Genomic DNA, 16,538 nt, shown 5'->3' with positions numbered 1-16,538 from the left:
TAGCCGGGAGATCGTGCATGCGTCGCCATAGCCGGCGGATCACACCGATATGACGTCACAGCGTGTGGCCCGCATGCGCTTGTCGGCATACATCGCGTGATCAGCGTGAGCCAGCAGGGACTCCAAGTCGTTTCCGTCCGCCGGAAAACAGGCGATTCCAACGCTGGCATCGAGCTGTAGTGCGCCATCGGGCAGCGCGTAGGGAGAGCGCAAACGGGCCCGCAGCATGTTGGCGATCTCGCGGGCGGCTGCGGCATCGTCGCAGCCTGGCAGCAGGACGACAAACTCGTCGCCGCCGATACGTGCAATCAGATCACCGTGACGTATGCCTTGTTGCAACCGGGTCGCGACTTCGCACAGCACCCGATCACCCGCGTTATGGCCGCCACGATCGTTGGCCGTCTTGAACCCATCGAGATCCAGGTACAGCAACGCCAAGCTGCTACCGCTCCGTGCCGCGTGATCCAGCGCGTGCTGCATTTCACGCTGCAGGCGGTGGCGGTTCGGCAGCCCCGTCAACTGGTCGTGGCTGGCGAGATGTTCGAGCTCGCGTTCTGCGCGTCGCAGGTCGGTCACCTCACGGCCAATAGCGATGCGCACACCGTGTTCGGCGTGCCAGCGGGCTGACCACTGGATGTCGACGCTGTGTCCTTCCTTGTGAACGTAGCGGTTGCGGAAGTGGCGCTGCACCGTGCCGCCCATGACCATTTCCGCCTGTTGACGGGTCGCCGCACGATCATCTGGATGCACCAGGTCGAATATGTGCCGGCCCAGCACTTCGTCGCGGCCGTAGCCAAAGACGCGTTCGAAGCTGGCACTGGCGAACAGGAGCCGGCCCTCGGCGTCGACCACGCACACCGTATCGGGGAGCAGATCGAGAATTTCGGAGGGCAGAGGCAACGTCGGGTTCATGCGGTTTCCGGATAGGGGGCGTCCGTTTGCTGTGTCTTCAAGGGCTCCGCCAACGCGCAAAGCATAGAACGTCGCCTTGGGCATGGCCATCGAACAACATAGGGACGGTGAACGGTTCCCGCGCGTTCTGCAGTGCAACACAGCAGCGATCATGCCCACACACTCCGTGCGTTCCGCACAACCATCAGGAGAATCCATCATGGCCAAGACTTTCGCCCTCGTGTATTCCTACAGCCCCGACGTGGCGCTCCAGGACGCCACGCGTCCCGCACACCTTGAGCACCTGCGCGGCCTTGTCGACGCCGGCACGCTCATCGCTGCCGGACCTTGGGGTCCCGGCGACGCGCGCGGCGGCTTGCTGATCTTCCGCGTGGATGATCGAGCGGCCATCCAGGCAATCGTGGACAGGGATCCGTTCGTCACCCAGGGCGTGGTAGCCACCAGCGACATCCGCGAGTGGGTGCCCTTGCTAGGCCCTGCCGCCCCGGCACTCGCCGCCGAGAAAGCCGCGAACTGAAGGACAGCAATGAAAAACGTGAAAAACGGGTCATCTCAACCTGACCCCGTTAGGGCCTTCGCGTTGCCTGGGCGCGAACCGAGCTACGGGTTGGAGCAGCGATTCTATTTGGCCTGTGCGCTGGTGCGCGTCCACTGAGCCACTGGCCGGCCGTCACGCCGCCACCACGACCCGGCCTCGTCCTGTTGCGGCCAGCCGACCGGCGAGTCCTCCCACGTCTCCTGTCGACCGTAGGCAGTGAGGTCAAGCAGTTGGAGAGAGGGCAGCATGGCCTCAATCCCCCGCCACTTCGTTTCGTACGTTTGGAACACCGCTTCGCCGTCTCGAACGTAGCAGCGGAGGTCGCCCCCGTTTCGGGTCGCCAGCACCTCTCCTGAGTTGGCTGTCGAGTACCACGGCGTCGTCCAACCCATGAAATCTCGGTAGGCAGCGATCTCGGCCCACGGACCACTGCTGAATACGGCGTAGCTCACGTCGCGTTCGGCCAGATAGGAGCGGACGGCCGAGTTCATTGCCGTCTGACTGTGCGTGCAGCCTTCACACTGTCCTTGGTGAGGTGCGCCCGGGTTCCACATGAAGTGGTAGACGATCAACATGCGCCGGCCTTCGAACACATCGTGCAGATGGACCGGGCCGTCCGGACCCACGACCATGACCGGTTCCATCCGCATCATCGGGAGCCGCCTCCGAGCGGCGGCTAGTTCATCGCCGGCGCGAGTGTGCGCCTTCTCACGGACCAGTAGTTCAGCGCGAGCCTGTTCCCACTCGTCACGGCTAACGATTCTCGGAGTCGCTGATACTTTCATGACATTCCTCCTACTCCAACTAGGCCGCGGGCCGGCGAGCTGGTGATCACGGGCATCACGGGATGGTCAGCCCTGCCGTGCCGCCTCGATGGTGGCGATGTCGATCTTGCGCATCGTCATCATGGCGTCGAATGCGCGCTTGGCCGCCGCGGGGTCGGGGTCGGTGACCGCTTCGATCAGGACGCGCGGCGAGATCTGCCACGACAGGCCCCACTTGTCCTTGCACCAGCCGCAGGCGCTTTCCTCGCCGCCGTTGCCGACGATCGCGTTCCACAGACGGTCGGTTTCTTCTTGGTCGTCGGTGGCGACCTGGAACGAGAACGCCTCGTCGTGCTTGAACGCCGGGCCACCATTCAGTCCGACGCAGGGGATGCCCATCACGGTGAACTCGACGGTCAGGACGTCGCCCTGCTTGCCGTCGGGAAAGTCGCCGGGCGCGTGGTGGACGGCGTCCACCGAACTGTCGGGGAAGGTCTCGGCGTAGAACGTCGCGGCATCAAGCGCGGTGCCGTCATACCAAAGACAAATCGTGTTTTTGCTGATCATCTCGCGTCTCCTAAGCAATGGGGCGGTGAAACGGTGCTTCAATCCCGATCCGGCGCCCCCAACGGGAAATACGCACGGTAGGGCCGCGCTTCGTCCACGGCTCGCTTGAACGATGGTCGCGCGAGCAGCCGTTCGCGATACGCGCGAACGTGGGCGAAGCCGGGGGCGATGGGATGCGTCCAGTCGGCGTAGAACAGGAACGGTGCCGCGCCGCAGTCGGCCAGAGAGAACGCCTCGCCGACGGCCCATTCGCGCGTCGCCATGTGCCGGTCCAGCCAGGCGTAGGCGGTCTCGAGCATCGCGCGGGCGTCGTTGACGCCGCGCGGGTCGCGTTCGGCTTCGGGACGCAGGCGGTCGATGACGAACTTCTGCTGCGGGGTGGAGATGTAGTTGTCGAAGAAGCGGTCGAGCATTCGCACCTGCAGCGCGGTGTCGGGATCGGCCGGAATCAACCTCACCGGCCCGGGGTAGTGCAGGTCGAGGTACTCGATGATGCAGGTCGCCTCGATCACCGTGCGCTCGCCATCGATCAGCACGGGGAAGCGACGCATCGGCCACAACGCCGCCAATTCCTCATTGGCCTGCGCGTCTTCCAGGTTGCGGTAGTCGAACGGGGTCTGATTTTCGTACAGCGCGATGAGCGCCTTCTGGCAGTAGGAGGAAAACGGGTGGGCGTACAGGCGGGGGCAGGCAGCGGGCATGTGGGGCTCCTGGTGGGTTTACCTGTGCGACGAACGGAGGCGCCGCGATTCGACACCGTTTCCGCTTGCAGCCACGCCTTTACACATACCCTACTCGCATTTCGACACACGCCCGGTAACGTTCAAAGCCCCACCTCGCGAGGCGGACGCAGTGACGTTCCGCACTGCCGGTCCGGCCGTCGCGATCCATCGGAGAGGCGTCATGTCGAATGTCGTTATCCACCCGGCCCTGCCTGGATTGCTCATCACCCTCGCGGCCGCGGCGAGCGCCGGTTGCGGCCTGTCATCGGAGGGCCAGGCGCAGGCCGCCGAGCACCCCGCGAACCCGGCGCTGACGCCGGCGCTCATTGCCGAAGGCCAGCAGATATTCCGCTACGACACCTTCGGCGACGAGCAGCTCTGGACCGACCGCCTGCGTATGCACGAAGTGGTTGCGACGATCGATCCAATCACCGCGCTCGCGGTCGGGCTCAAGGTCGATTCGGAGGCGCTGCCGCCGGGTATCCTCGAGACCGCTGACCTGAGCGATCCGGCCACCACCGCGGCGCTGCTGAGTCTCGACGCGGTGCTCGGCATCAAGGCCGACGTCGACGCCGACGGCCGCATCACCCGGCTCGGCATCACCTGCGCGCTGTGCCATTCCAGCGTCGACGATTCGATCGGGCCGGGCATCGGCCGCCGCATGGACGGCTGGGCCAACGTCGACCTCGACCCGGGCTTCATCATCGCGCTGTCGCCTGCGGTGTCGCCGGAGGACAGGGCGGTGTACATGAGCTGGGGGCCGGGCAAGTACGATCCCCGCTTCAACATCGACGGCCTCAACACGCCGATCGTGCTGCCGCCGGCCTACGGGCTGCGCCACATCCGCAACGAGACCTTCACCGGCGACGGCACGGTGTCGTACTGGAACGCCTACGTCGCGGTGACCCAGATGGGCGGGCAGGGCAACTTCTCCGATCCGCGCCTGGGCATCGACGTGCGCCAGACGCCCGACCTCGTCACCCCGAAACTGCCGGCGCTGCGCGCTTACCAGCTCAGCCTTGAGGCACCGCCGCCGCCGGTGGGCAGCTATGACCGCGTCGCCGCGCGGCGCGGCTTCCCGGTGTTCGCGCGCAACTGCATGGGCTGCCACGTCGCCAAGACCCGTACCGACAACATCTCCGGCCTATTGCACGCGCCGGAGGAGACCGGCATGGACGGCGCGTACGCAGCGCGCACCGCCAACAAGGCCTACCGCACCACGCCGCTGCGCGGCCTCTGGCAGCACCCACCGTATTTCCACGACGGCAGCGCGGCCACGCTCGCCGAGGTGGTCGAGCATTACGACGAGACGCTGGCGCTTGGCTTGACCGCGGACGAACGCGAGAACCTGGTCGAGTACCTGAAGACGTTGTAGGGGCTCCCGCACGCAGACCCTTGGCGGCGCAACCCGCGCCTTGTCCATGAGGCGAAAGAGAAGTGTGTTGCTATAGTCGCGGCAGCAAGGGGAGTCGGCTTTGAACGCGAAGATCAGCAGCATGGCGCTTGCTTTGGCGGGCGTGGTTTTCCTGGGCGCAAGTCCGGTGGCGGCCCACGCACAGGAGTCGTCCGAGAAGGATCGATCGACCACCGCCCAGCTTGCCTACGGCCTGATGTCGGACACGCGCTACGCCTATCGCCCCCACGAGCTCGACGATGCGCTTTCGAGCGAGATTTTCGACGCGTATGTGGATGCGCTCGACCCCGAGGGAGTGCGCTTCGCCCCGGCGGATCTGCAGGCGCTCGAGAAGCACCGGTTCAAGCTCGACACCGCAATCAGGCGTGGTGCGCTCGAGCCCGTCTACGAGATTGCCGCGGCCCGTACGAACGTCGGCGGCGAACCGCAGGACAAGGACGGGATCCTCGAGGTGTTTCTCAACGCCTATGCCAGGAGCAGCGACGGTGACGGCTCCTACAGGAGTCCGTTCGTCGAAGCGCCGACACAGGCCGCACCGGGTGCGGCCGACGAGCCACTCGCGTCGGTCCGATCAAGCGTGGTTGAGGCGGGCGGCGAGCGTATCGGCGTCATCGCCGTTTCCCACCTGCATTCGACCCCGCAGCAGGTCATCAGCGTCGACGTATCGGAGGCACTTGCCCGGTTCAATCGCGATGGTGTCGAGACGCTGGTGCTGGACCTGCGTGGCAATGAGGGCGGGGCGCTGCGCGAGGTGGTGGAGTTGGCTGGCCTGTTCCTTGGACCGATGCCGGTGATGCAGATCCGCGAGGCGGGCGGACGCGTCGGCGTCGAAAGCTCCAAAGCCGTGAGCCAGTGGGAGGGTCGGCTGGGTGTCCTGGTCGATCGCGAAACGGCCGCGGGCGCGGAGATGCTGGCGGCCGCGCTGCAGGACCATGGCCGCGGGATCCTGCTGGGAGAGCGGACGTTCGGCCGCGGCACCATCCAGAACCCGGTCGACCTGGATGCGTGGGGCTCCGGACCCCGCCGCTATGGCTTGCTTTCTCTCACGATCGCCGAAATGTTCCGGCTCAACGGACATCCGCTGGATGGTGTGGGAGTCACTCCGAACTACGAACTGCCGTTGAACGCCGCGCCAAGGGCCCCGGCCGTCCGGGTGGCGGTTTCGGACCCCATCGCTCCGGCCCGGGGTTTCACGCCGGTGCCGCGGGCCCTCAGTGCGCCCAGCCTTGCGCTGCCGCAGCAGGAAGATAGCGGCCAGAGCATTACAGACCCCGTTGTCGCGAAGGCTGTCCTGATCGTCCACGGTCTGGCCGATATCACACCGGACGCGCCTGCGGCGGAGCGAACCCCCGCGTCGCGGCTGGAGCGCTACGCGAGAACGCTGCAGGCGCACGTCGTCGACCGGTGGGTGTACCCCGAAAGCGCATTGGCGATGGATGCGTGCAAGGTGCACGTCCGGCAGCTGCCCGGGGGTGAAGTCATCGAGATCGCGTTCGACCCGGGCTGTCCGGTAGACCCGGGTTTCCGGCAGTCGATCCAGACAGCGATCGTCAAGTCCAGCCCGTTGCCTTATGCGGGGTTCGAGGACGTGTTCTCGCGCAACGTGACGATGAACTTCAAGGCCGAACCTGATCAGCCCATGTAAAACGGGATCAGGTTCACTTCTCGATCTGGCCGCGTTCGGCGGGAAAGTGAACCTGCCGCCGTTCTGTTGGTCGACTAGGGTGCGGTTGGCGGCGCCGGTATGGAATATTCTGCGTTGATCACGCAATCCCGGGCTTCGGCTTGGGTTTCAAAGTCATCCACTGTCAACACACCAAAACCGTTTCCGGTAACGCCAACCCAGAAGAAGCGAATCTCACCGGGGTTGATCTCAAATGTCTCGAATCCGCCGGCTCCGTGGTTCATGCCGTCATGTCGTAACAGCACGCCATGTTTTCCGGGCTCGACGGCTGTATGAACGAAGCTGTTGACTTTCAATGTGCCAATGTTCTCGTTGTCGATGTAGACCTCGCTCTTGACCCCACGGGCGACGAGGAGGGCCGACTCCCTGCAAACGTAAACGCTTCCTTTATCCGGAATTGACTCGAACTTTTTCAGAGTTGCACTTCGGTCGGCACCACCTGCCTGGTAGGTGGCACAGCCAGTTGCACAGGCGATACCCGCGATCATCGCTGCAGTCAGAACATTACGCATTAATTCGTCCCCTTTTTGTTTGCCCGTCCCCACGGGTAACGGAACTGTATGGCATGGCCACCGACCATGTCCATGACAATAAAGGGCAAGAGAATGTCGAACGGATGGCGTGGCCTGCCATTCGATCCCCTGCAATGCGTACTGGAGTAAAACCGATTGCCTTACTCCCCCTGCGCCAGCGCTTCCTCCACCGCACTGAACGCCGACTGCCCGCCGAGCCGATCGTGTAAAACGGGGTCGTGTAAAACGGGGTCAAGTTCACTTACCCCTCGGGTCTGGTTCTCTCCGCGGGCGATGAGCCGGCCGCGCGGAGGCGAAGCGCCGGGTTTTTGCTGCGACCATCGCCTTGAAGACGTTGCGGCCCAGCGCCCGCTGCTGCTGGAGGTAGAGGCGGATCTCCGCCAGTTCTTCGGGCGGGAGTGCTTCGTCCAGCACCTGGCGCCACACCTTCTGGCGTTGCGTCGCGGTGTCACCAAGGTCTCGCCAGACTGGATGTTCGCAGAGGTCCGAGCTTGCGCGCTGGCCGAGATAGGCTGGGCAACTGGAGACGGGGGAGGCGGGCCATGTCCATGAGCATGGCGACGCAGTCGCGTGGCGGCAGCCGGTGCATGCCGCCGTTGCGCATCGGGCATCGCCATCGAACAACGTAGGGAAAGTGAACCTGACCCCGTTAGTCGCCTGCGGATCCCGCATGTCCCGCTTTCCGTCCGAAATCGGTTACTTAGGGAAAGGAGTGGCGCAAATATCGCAGAGAGCGCCATGCCGCAAGCACCTTCATTGCACCGAACTGGAGAACCTGATGAGAGCAACCTCTCTTTCCGCCATCACTGCAGCCGTGGCGCTAGCGCTTGTTGCCGCCTGTGGTGCCACTGACCAACTCGACGGACAGGGCACGGCGCAGGGCGCGGCGCCGGACATCGCGCAAAGCACGGCGCAGAGCATGGCGCCGGACATCGGACAGATCACGGCGGCCATCGAGGAAGCCGGGTTCACCTGTGAAGTGAAGGACCGACATCCGGACAAGTTCGTCCAGGTCGTCGATTGCCGGTCGAACCAGGACAAGTACCAGAAGCTGATTGCCAGCGAATGGAAGGACCCGACGGCTCGCGACGAGATGTACCAGAACAAGATCCCCGGGATGTGCGGCACGCTCGGCCTGAAAGACCAGGTCCGTTGGTCGACCTCGGGCAATTGGGCGCTGGTTGCCGGCGCCGGCACGGAAAAGGACGTGGACGCACTGAACCAGGCCACCGACGCGCTCGGCTTCGAACCGCATGCGCTACCGTGCCAGTAGGGGGAGACGATCCATGAACAAGATGCTGACGTTGTTGTGCACGCTGTTGTTTCTGTCCAGTGCGCCATGGGCCGCCATCGCTTCGGAGAGTGGCGACGATGCCGCAAAGGCCGAAACCCGGAGCAGCAACCTGCTGTTCATCCTCGATGCCTCGGGCAGCATGTGGGGTCGCGTCGACGGCGAGCCGAAGATCGTCGTCGCCAAGGAAGTGATGTCCAGTCTGGTCCGGCAGTTGCCGGCGGACGCCAAGGTGGGATTGACCGCTTACGGCCATCGCCGCAAGGGCGATTGCATGGACATCGAGTCGCTGGTGGCGCTGGGGCCGCTGGACCGCGACGCCATGATCAAGCAGATCGAAGGTCTCAACGCGAAGGGGATGACACCGCTCACCGCATCGGTGAAGCAGGCGATCGAACAGCTGCGGCAAGCGGAGCAGTCCGCCAGCGTCGTGCTCGTCTCCGACGGGTTGGAGTCCTGCGGCGGCGATCCCTGTGAAGCGGTCAGGGCGGCGAAGCAGTCGGGTGTCGACTTCAAGTTGCACGTGGTCGGCTTCGATCTTGGTGACACCGATACCGAGCAGTTGCAGTGCATGGCCGAGGCTGGTGGTGGCCGGTTCTTCAGCGCGAGCAACGCCGATGAGTTGGCCGGCGCGCTGGACGAAGCGGTGCAGGTCGAACCCGAACCTGAGCCCGTGGTGGAGACCACCGGGGCAATCGCGCTGACCGTCACCAAAAACGGTGAGCCGATCGGCGCCTATACCTATGTCTACAGCGCCGGCACCGAGGACGAGGTCACGCGAAACCACGCGCTGGAGGAGGGCAAGGCCCGGTACGAGCTGGTCGCGGGTGACTACGACATCAGGGTCCGCGCGGAGGGAATCTCCGCACCGGATCAGCTGCTGGAAGACATTCCCGTCAGCAACGGTGAAACCACCGAGCGAAGCGTGGACTTTTCCACCGGAACCGTCGAACTCACGGTCACCACCAACGGCAAGCCGCTGAAGGCTCGCACCTATATCCAGTACGCCGACGGCCACGAGGAAGCCAGCCGCGACGGGACCGACGGCGAGGGCATCGCCAGCTACACCATCCCGGTCGGCGAATACCGCATCCAGGTCAGGCCCGATGGCATCAGTGCACCGGATCAGTTCATCGACGGCGTGACGGTGGAAGCGGGGAAAACCACGACGAAGAGCCTGGAAATCCCCAGCGGGACGGTCCGGATCAAGGTCACCGCCAACGGCAAGCCATTGAAGGCCCGCACCTATATCCAGTACGCCGACAGTCACAAGGAAGCCAGCCGCGACAGCACCGACGGTGAGGGCATCGCCGGTTACACCATTCCGGTGGGCGAGTACCGCATCCAGGTCCGGCCGGACGGTATCAAGGCCGATGACCGCTTTGTCGAGGACGTGACGGTCAATGCGGGCGCGACTACTGAAGTCAGTCTCGACTTCCCGGTGGAGTAGGGCGGTCATGAAGCGACCCATCGCCTCCATCGCTCGCCTGCGCGGGATGCACATCCTGCCCCTTGCCCTGTTCGTGGCCGTGCTCACGCTCACCGCGTCTGCCTGGGCCCAGTCGAACAGGCCCGGGAGTTGGCCGACGACCAAATGGGTCGTGATGGAAGAAAAGCCGCAAGAATTCAGTGCTGGCACTAGTCCCTTGTTCGTTGACCATGCTGATCGCTTTATCCCGTTCGGCGAGCGTGGCGAGCTTGCGGAAAGGCACCGGAAAGTACTGGAGGCCGCCAGCATCTGGTACCGCTCGCTGGGCTTTCCAGCCCCGTATCAGTTGACGGAGGACAAGAACCTGCACGTGGAACCCGGCGAGGCCTACCGCGCCCTGCTCAATGACAATCGGAAATATATAGGCTCCTGGCACGACTCGGACGGCGTGATGATGCTGACGTCACACCCCGACTTCCTTCCCGCAGACACGCCGATGTGGGAGCTGATGAAAGCTTCGGCAGTCCACGAGCTTTACCACGGAATCCAGGACATCATGAGTCCTCAGTGGAATGAGGCTGATCCAGGTCCCAAGAACCCGGAATGTCGCGACGACACGAACCTCGTCTGGTTGTCGGAGGGGACCGCGGCGATGATCCAGATCCGTTGGCTGGAGCAGACCGAGGGCGTGTCGTGGGGGCACCCGTTCAAGGGATCGAACCGGGCCGCGTGGGTCCGGGCATTCGATCAGTCGCTGCACAGGGGCGCGCTTCCGTTCGAACACCAGGTTTCGAAGGATCGGATTCTGGCATCGGGGACCGAGACGCCGTCGTGGGCATGCGATTACGGCACCTGGTACTTTTGGTACGCCATTGGCGACATGATCGGGCGCAATGACCACGAAAAGGTGGCCTATACCCGGTATCTCTTCGAAACCTCCCGGTCGTTTGACAACAGCGGGATCGAAGCGGTCGATCTGGGACTGAAGCGGGCGGCGAAGGAGTACGACGCGATCAGGCTGTATCGCGGCGGCCTTTACGACCTGTACCCGCAGTTCGTGGCGCAGTACCTCACCGAGGATCGTTTCTACGACAATCTCGAAACGGTCGAACTTGGAACACCTGATTTGTACCAGGCGTCGAGCAGTGCGCGCTCCGACGGGCCGATTGCGCCACTCGGATCGCGGGCATGGCGCTTCCGCGTCAAGCTTCCCAAAGACAGCGCGATCCCCTACAACGTGCGCTTCACGGTGGACACGCCGGAGGGCACCGACCGCGATGATCTCCACCTCATCGTGGACGAACGCGTGGTCAATCGGCCGGTGGACCCGACCGCGCCGTATGCCGACGTCCAGCGGACCAACCTCGCCACGCCGGCTGCCGACGGTGCGGTTGAGTACCTCGTCCGCGTCGCCAACGTGGCCGAGACGGCATCGGAGACCGCCGACGCCCAGTTCTCGCTGCGTGTCGAGGTCGACGGCTTCTACGGCAACGACGTGTCCAGCGAGCTGACGGCGGACGATATCGGCCGGGTCGCCGGTGAACTCCCGCCAGGCTTCAATGTCCGCGGGCCGTACCCGTGGTCGTGTGGCGGCAACAAGAATTCGCGCGGCATCTTCGAGGTGCGGACCCCCGACGAGGCGGCGCGCAACCTGGACCGGTCGATGCCCCAAGCCGAGCGCAACACCGAAGACTGGCTGAACAACGTGGAGAAAATGCGCGACCAGGCGGACAAGGCGCGCGGTACGCCAGGCGCGACGAGCGAGGAATTCGCCGCCTTCCGTCGCCAGATGGAGGAAGCGGTCGCCGCTGCCCGGGAACAGATTAAGCCGATTATCAGCGGTGCCGCCGACCGGGCGCGTGCCCGGAAGACGACCACTCTAGCCGCGACTTTCGTCGGACAGAGCGGTGACGGCGAGTGTCAGGTGACGGTCGGCGCGAGGCTGGAAGGGCGCGAGGGCGGGGCACAGGTGGTGGCCGGGGCGGTCGATGAAAGCCTGTATCCCACCGATGAGGCGCCGGAGTTCTCGGTCCGTGTCCATCCCACCAGGACGCTGCGGGCCATGCGCGCGGGGATGCCACTGTTCCATCCCCTTGAGCCGCGTCGCGGCGACTGGGAGGTCTGCACCATGAACCACGCCGAGCAGCAGAGAGCCCAGCGACTTGGCTCGGCCAGCTGCCCACCCGTCGTCTGCTCGGCCGGTAAGCTCACGCTGGAGGCTGCCGAACAGGGCCGGATCGCGGGGACGTTCGAGTTTGATGTCGTTCGCTGGCCGGAGGACAGGTATGGCGGCCGATGCAGTACCCCGCTGGCTCGCGAGAAGGTGGTGGGCCACTTCAACGTGAGCTCGACCGATGACGGCTACGATGGCAAGGGTCTGACCGACATCACGCCTGGCGTGGCCGGTGCGCCGATGCTCTAGCTCCTGGACGCTAGGGGATCGGTGAGCTTCCCGACCAGCAAAAACGGCCAAAAACCGGGCCACCTCAACCTGACCCCGTTTTTTGCGTTTTTTGGGCGAGGACATGCGCCCGCGGGCTTACTCCTCCTGCGCCAGCGCCTCCTCCACCGCACTGAACGCAGACTGCCCGCCGAGCCGGTCGCCCGGCATGCCGGTGACGAACCAGACCACGCCGGTGCCGCCCGCGCGGTCGAGCCACAGGCCCGACTGCAATCCGTACGCCGACCCGGAGTGGCCCACGCGCGGTACGCCGTCGTCGAACGGGTCGTCGCGGCAGCCCTGCACCGGTGTGGCCAGTGTCTGCATCGCCAACCCATAGCGGCAGAAGAACCCTTCGCCGACGTCGCCGGTGTCGGCTTCATAGGTCATGCCGTCGCCGGGCGTGTATTGCCATTGCGGGGTCGCCAGTGCCTGCACCGAGGCCGGGGTCAGGACGCGCACGCCGTCCAGCTCGCCTTCGGCCAGCAGCATCCGTCCGATCCGCGCCAGCCCGTTGGCCGAGATCCGCAGCCCACCCTGCGGTGCAAACAGCGCACCGTTATCGCCCGCGCGCCACTGCGCCAGATCGCAACTGCCGTCCTGCGCAGGGGACACCGGGCAGGCGGGCTTGTGGCCGCGCAGGTCATCGTCCTTGTTCGGCTCGCCCTCGCCGTTGTAGATCACCACGGCGCGCGCGGCGGCCGCATCGTTGCAGGCCGCCCAGTTGAAACAGCCCTCGATGCCGAGCGGTTGCAGTACCAGCCGGCCCATCAGGCGATCGAAGCGCTCGCCAGTGGCACGCTCCATCACCTGCGCCACCAGGGGGAAGTTGAGATTGGTGTAGCGGAAATACGTGCCCGGCGCATGCGCGGTGTCCCACGCGCTGGGATCGTCGAGTATGTCGTGCAGTTGCCCGCCCAGCGGCGTCTGCCAGTAGCCGGCCGCATCGGTGAGGCTGGAGCGGTGCGACATCAGCAGGCGCAGTGTGATCGGCGTGTCCGGGAACGCCGGGTTGCGCAGCGGCCAACCGAGCAGATCGCCCACGTCGGCGTCGAGGTCGAGCGTGCCGTCCTCGACCAGCCGCATCACTCCGATCGCGGTCACCAGTTTGGAGATCGACGCGATCCGCACCGGGTCGCCCGCGGTGACCTTGCGCCCGGTCGTCTTGTCGGCGATGCCGTGGACGTAGGTTGACGTGACGCCGTCGTGGTCAAAGGTGACCCGCACGGTAGCAACCGGCTCGGTGGCGTGGGCGAGGGATGTGACGGCGAACAGCAGTGCGGCGAGGAAGGTGATTTTGGTCATGGGGTGGCAATCTGACTCTGGATGAACCTGCATGAACATGCCCGTTTTGCGCTTCGCGGTCGAGCGCTGCTGGAGCCTGGTCCGATTTCCGCGACAATACCCATCCCGTTGAGACTTTCGCACTCCCATGCCCACATTGCGCGTGACGTTGATCTCCCTGCTGTTTGCGGCCAGCACCGTGTTGCACGTGGTGCCGCTGCTGCTGGTGGCGGTGGTCAAGGCGTTGCTCCCGTTCGCACGTCTGCGCAAGGCCAGCAACCCGGTGCTGACGGGGCTGGCGGAAAGCTGGATCGGGGTGAACAACTGGCTGTGGGACCGCTTCTTCGGCGCGCGCGTCGATGTGCAGCAGGACGTGGCGCTGCAGAGGGATGGTCATTACCTCGTGCTGGCCAACCACCAGAGCTGGGTGGACATCCTGGTGTTGCAGAAGGTCTTCAACCGGCGCATCCCGCTGCTGCGTTTCTTCCTGAAGCGGCAGCTGTTCTGGGTACCGCTGCTGGGGCTGGCGTGGTGGGCGCTGGATTTCCCGTTCATGGGCCGCCACACACCCAAGCAGATCGCGCGGCGTCCCGAGTTGGCGGGGCGCGATATCGAAGCCACCCGCCGTGCCTGCGAGAAATTCCGCGAGATCCCGGTGGCAATCATGAACTTCGTCGAGGGCACGCGGTTTACGCCGGCCAAGCATGCGAGGCAGGATGCGCCGTACCGGCACCTGCTCAAGCCCAAGTCGGGCGGTGTGGCATTCGTGCTGGATGCGATGGGCACGGGCCTGCACGCGATCCTCGATGTCACCATCGCCTATCCAGGCGGGCGGCCGTCGATGATGGATCTGGTGGCCGACCGCATCCCCGCGATCCACGTGCACGTGCGCCAGCGCCCGATCCCCGATGAGTTGCTGGACGGCGACTACCGGAACGACCGCGCCTTCCGTGTCCGGTTCCAGCATTGGATGAACAGGGTGTGGCAGGAGAAGGATGCGGAGATGGCGCGTCTGCTGGGGGAGTGAAGCGGGGTGATGGTGAAGGAAGCGCTCGGATGTCGGTGCGCTAACCTTGGCCGTATTCCGTTCGACGAGTGACAGCATGCAAAGACGAGATTTCATCCAGAGCACGGCGCTGGCGGCGCTGCTGCCATTGGTGGGCAGCGGCGGCAGTGCAATCGCGGCGCCGCGTGGGCGATTGCTGCCGGTGCCGCTGAACCCGGGCGACACCGTCTCGCTGGTCAGCCCGTCCTCGGCCACGGACGAGCGGCTCAGCCTGCAGCTTGCGCAGGAGGTGATGCAGGCGCTCGGCTTCAAGGTGAAGACCGGCGCGCACTACGGGTCGCGGCGCGGCCACCTGGCGGGCACCGACGCCGAGCGTGCGGGCGACCTCAACACGATGTTCGCCGACGACGAGGTCAAGGCAATCATTTGCGTCCGCGGCGGGTCCGGTGCCGCGCGGCTGCTGCCGCTGCTGGACTACGACACCATCCGCGCCAACCCCAAGGTACTGCTCGGCTACTCGGACATCACCGCGCTGCATAACGCCATCCTCGCGCAGGCCGGGCTGGTTACCTTCCACGGGCCGATCGGCGCCGCCAGTTGGAACGCCTTCAACGTCGACCAGTTCAAGCGCCTGTTCTTCGAGCGCGAGCTGATGCATTACAAGAACGTGGTCGATGCCGGCGACGAGCTGGTGCCGCGCAAGAACCGCACACTCACCATCACCGGCGGCAAGGCGCGCGGCGAACTGGTCGGTGGCAACCTGTCGGTGCTGGTTGCGCTCGCCGGGTCGCCATATCTACCGGACTTCGACGGCAAGATCCTGTTCCTGGAGGACGTGGAGGAGGCGCCGTACCGCATCGACCGCATGCTCACCACGTTGAAGCTGATGGGCGCGCTGGACCGGGTCGCCGGCTTCATCTTCGGCGAATGCACCGACTGCGACCCCGGCAAGGGCTACGGCTCGCTGACGCTGGACCAGATCTTCGACGACCACATCAAGCCGCTCGGCATCCCCGCCTACCGCGGCGCGATGATCGGGCACATCCGGGAGCAGTTCATCGTGCCGGTCGGCGGGCAGGTGGAGATGGATGCCGATGCTGGCGCGTTCCGGATGCTGGAGCCGGTGTTCCAGGCCGGGTAGGGCTATCACCAGCAGGCGACCGTTCCCTTGGTCCGCTCGCGCGGTTTCAACGGGGTTCCAGGATGATGTTCGGGTGCGTGGCGATGATCTCCAGCACGATGTCGAAGAACGTCTGGCCCGTGCCGGCCTCCAGCGCATCGAGGTCGCGCTGGATGCGTGCATCGTCGTACCGCCCCGGTACATCGAGTTTCGCCTGCAGGAAGGCGCGCGTCGCCCCGATGCCGAGGTCACGCTGGTTCTTCTCGAACTCCGTCCAGACCAGCGTGATCGGGGCGCTACCGTCGAGTGCGCCGTAGCTGCCGTACAACAGGTCGTCCAGTGCATCCAGACTGTGGCCGAGCGTCCAGTCGACGCCTGTCATGAAGACGCGGTTGATCTCGTCATAGAAGGACGGGATGTCATGGATGCGGCTGCCATCAAGGGTCAGGAGTGAAGTCATGGGCGTGTCCCGGCGATCATTCGCATTGTATCGGGATTGATTTTCCTATAACGCATTGCGTTATATAACGAGAAACGTTATGGTGGGCGCGTGATCCGGAACTTTACCGACACGGAAGCGGAAAAGATCTGGGGTGGCTCGCCCTCCAGGCGGCTGCCCTCGGGCATCCAACACGTCACCCGGCGCAAGCTGCGCATGCTCAATAGCGCCGCCACCCTGGACGACTTGCGTATCCCGCAGGCCAATCGACTGGAAGCATTGAAGGGCAACCGGAAAGGGCAGCACAGCATCCGGATCAACGACCAATGGCGTGTTTGCTTCCGCTGGAAGGGCGGCGACGCGCATGACGTGGAGATCGTCGATTACCACTGACA

Annotated in this window: 16 protein-coding genes; 9 read left to right on the top strand and 7 right to left on the bottom strand. The window is 64.9% G+C overall.

The genetic code is table 11. From position 1 onward, the window contains the following. Positions 1-39: 39 nt before the first annotated feature. Positions 40-1,002 carry a diguanylate cyclase domain-containing protein gene (locus tag ACW7G0_RS07500; protein ID WP_456988742.1) on the bottom strand — a complete coding sequence of 321 codons (963 nt, stop codon included), beginning with the start codon at positions 1,000-1,002 and terminating at the stop codon, positions 40-42. 109 nt (positions 1,003-1,111) lie between these two features. Between ACW7G0_RS07500 and ACW7G0_RS07495 the strand changes: the two genes are divergently transcribed. Next, a complete protein-coding gene (locus ACW7G0_RS07495) occupies positions 1,112-1,429 on the top strand; it encodes a YciI family protein (RefSeq protein WP_456988740.1) in 318 nt (105 codons plus the stop codon). 104 nt (positions 1,430-1,533) lie between these two features. Here the strand turns inward: ACW7G0_RS07495 and ACW7G0_RS07490 are convergent, their stop codons facing one another. The 3 genes from ACW7G0_RS07490 to ACW7G0_RS07480 form a co-directional block, all read right to left on the bottom strand. After that, positions 1,534-2,235 (bottom strand): DUF899 family protein, encoded by a 702-nt coding sequence (locus ACW7G0_RS07490; protein WP_456988738.1) that lies wholly within the window; start codon positions 2,233-2,235, stop codon positions 1,534-1,536. 66 nt (positions 2,236-2,301) lie between these two features. Then, positions 2,302-2,781, bottom strand: a complete 480-nt coding sequence (locus ACW7G0_RS07485; RefSeq protein WP_456988736.1) for a VOC family protein — start codon at positions 2,779-2,781, stop codon at positions 2,302-2,304. 38 nt (positions 2,782-2,819) lie between these two features. Next, entirely contained in the window at positions 2,820-3,482 is a 663-nt protein-coding gene (locus ACW7G0_RS07480) for a glutathione S-transferase family protein (protein WP_456988734.1), read from the bottom strand. A gap of 202 nt (positions 3,483-3,684) precedes the next feature. Here ACW7G0_RS07480 and ACW7G0_RS07475 point away from each other — a divergent pair, with 202 nt between their 5' ends. Both ACW7G0_RS07475 and ACW7G0_RS07470 read left to right on the top strand, forming a co-directional pair. Next, complete coding sequence (locus ACW7G0_RS07475; RefSeq protein ID WP_456988732.1) at positions 3,685-4,878, top strand: c-type cytochrome; 1,194 nt, start codon at positions 3,685-3,687, stop codon at positions 4,876-4,878. Positions 4,879-4,978: 100 nt separating this feature from the next. Then, positions 4,979-6,562 (top strand): S41 family peptidase, encoded by a 1,584-nt coding sequence (locus tag ACW7G0_RS07470; RefSeq protein ID WP_456988730.1) that lies wholly within the window; start codon positions 4,979-4,981, stop codon positions 6,560-6,562. 74 nt (positions 6,563-6,636) lie between these two features. Here ACW7G0_RS07470 and ACW7G0_RS07465 read toward each other — a convergent pair whose 3' ends face one another. Continuing rightward, positions 6,637-7,113: a hypothetical protein gene (locus tag ACW7G0_RS07465; protein ID WP_456988728.1), complete on the bottom strand. Its 477-nt coding sequence runs from the start codon at positions 7,111-7,113 to the stop codon at positions 6,637-6,639. A gap of 691 nt (positions 7,114-7,804) precedes the next feature. On the opposite strand from ACW7G0_RS07465, the gene ACW7G0_RS07460 reads away from it, so the two are divergent. Genes ACW7G0_RS07460 through ACW7G0_RS07450 form a run of 3 tightly spaced genes read left to right on the top strand, consistent with a single transcriptional unit; the run spans position 7,805 to position 12,276 of the window. Continuing rightward, entirely contained in the window at positions 7,805-8,407 is a 603-nt protein-coding gene (locus tag ACW7G0_RS07460) for a hypothetical protein (protein ID WP_456988726.1), read from the top strand. A gap of 13 nt (positions 8,408-8,420) precedes the next feature. After that, entirely contained in the window at positions 8,421-9,875 is a 1,455-nt protein-coding gene (locus ACW7G0_RS07455) for a VWA domain-containing protein (protein WP_456988724.1), read from the top strand. 7 nt (positions 9,876-9,882) lie between these two features. Further along, positions 9,883-12,276, top strand: coding sequence for a hypothetical protein (locus ACW7G0_RS07450; RefSeq protein WP_456988722.1), 2,394 nt, complete (start codon positions 9,883-9,885; stop codon positions 12,274-12,276). A gap of 117 nt (positions 12,277-12,393) precedes the next feature. Here the strand turns inward: ACW7G0_RS07450 and ACW7G0_RS07445 are convergent, their stop codons facing one another. Continuing rightward, positions 12,394-13,599, bottom strand: coding sequence for a serine hydrolase domain-containing protein (locus ACW7G0_RS07445; RefSeq protein WP_456988720.1), 1,206 nt, complete (start codon positions 13,597-13,599; stop codon positions 12,394-12,396). 127 nt (positions 13,600-13,726) lie between these two features. On the opposite strand from ACW7G0_RS07445, the gene ACW7G0_RS07440 reads away from it, so the two are divergent. Next, on the top strand, positions 13,727-14,605 hold the full coding sequence (locus ACW7G0_RS07440; protein ID WP_456988718.1) for an acyltransferase: 879 nt from the start codon (positions 13,727-13,729) through the stop codon (positions 14,603-14,605). 76 nt (positions 14,606-14,681) lie between these two features. After that, the gene (locus tag ACW7G0_RS07435; RefSeq protein WP_456988716.1) at positions 14,682-15,725 is read left to right on the top strand and encodes a S66 peptidase family protein; all 1,044 of its coding nucleotides are present in this window, start codon (positions 14,682-14,684) and stop codon (positions 15,723-15,725) included. A gap of 46 nt (positions 15,726-15,771) precedes the next feature. Here ACW7G0_RS07435 and ACW7G0_RS07430 read toward each other — a convergent pair whose 3' ends face one another. Next, complete coding sequence (locus tag ACW7G0_RS07430; protein ID WP_456988714.1) at positions 15,772-16,164, bottom strand: barstar family protein; 393 nt, start codon at positions 16,162-16,164, stop codon at positions 15,772-15,774. Positions 16,165-16,254: 90 nt separating this feature from the next. Between ACW7G0_RS07430 and ACW7G0_RS07425 the strand changes: the two genes are divergently transcribed. Then, positions 16,255-16,536, top strand: a complete 282-nt coding sequence (locus ACW7G0_RS07425) for a type II toxin-antitoxin system RelE/ParE family toxin (RefSeq protein ID WP_456988712.1) — start codon at positions 16,255-16,257, stop codon at positions 16,534-16,536. The last annotated feature ends 2 nt before the right edge of the window (positions 16,537-16,538 follow it).

This window comes from Lysobacter sp. A286 (genome assembly GCF_054052105.1).
Note: the sequence above shows the minus strand (reverse complement) of the source record. Positions and strands in the feature narration are given on the sequence as shown.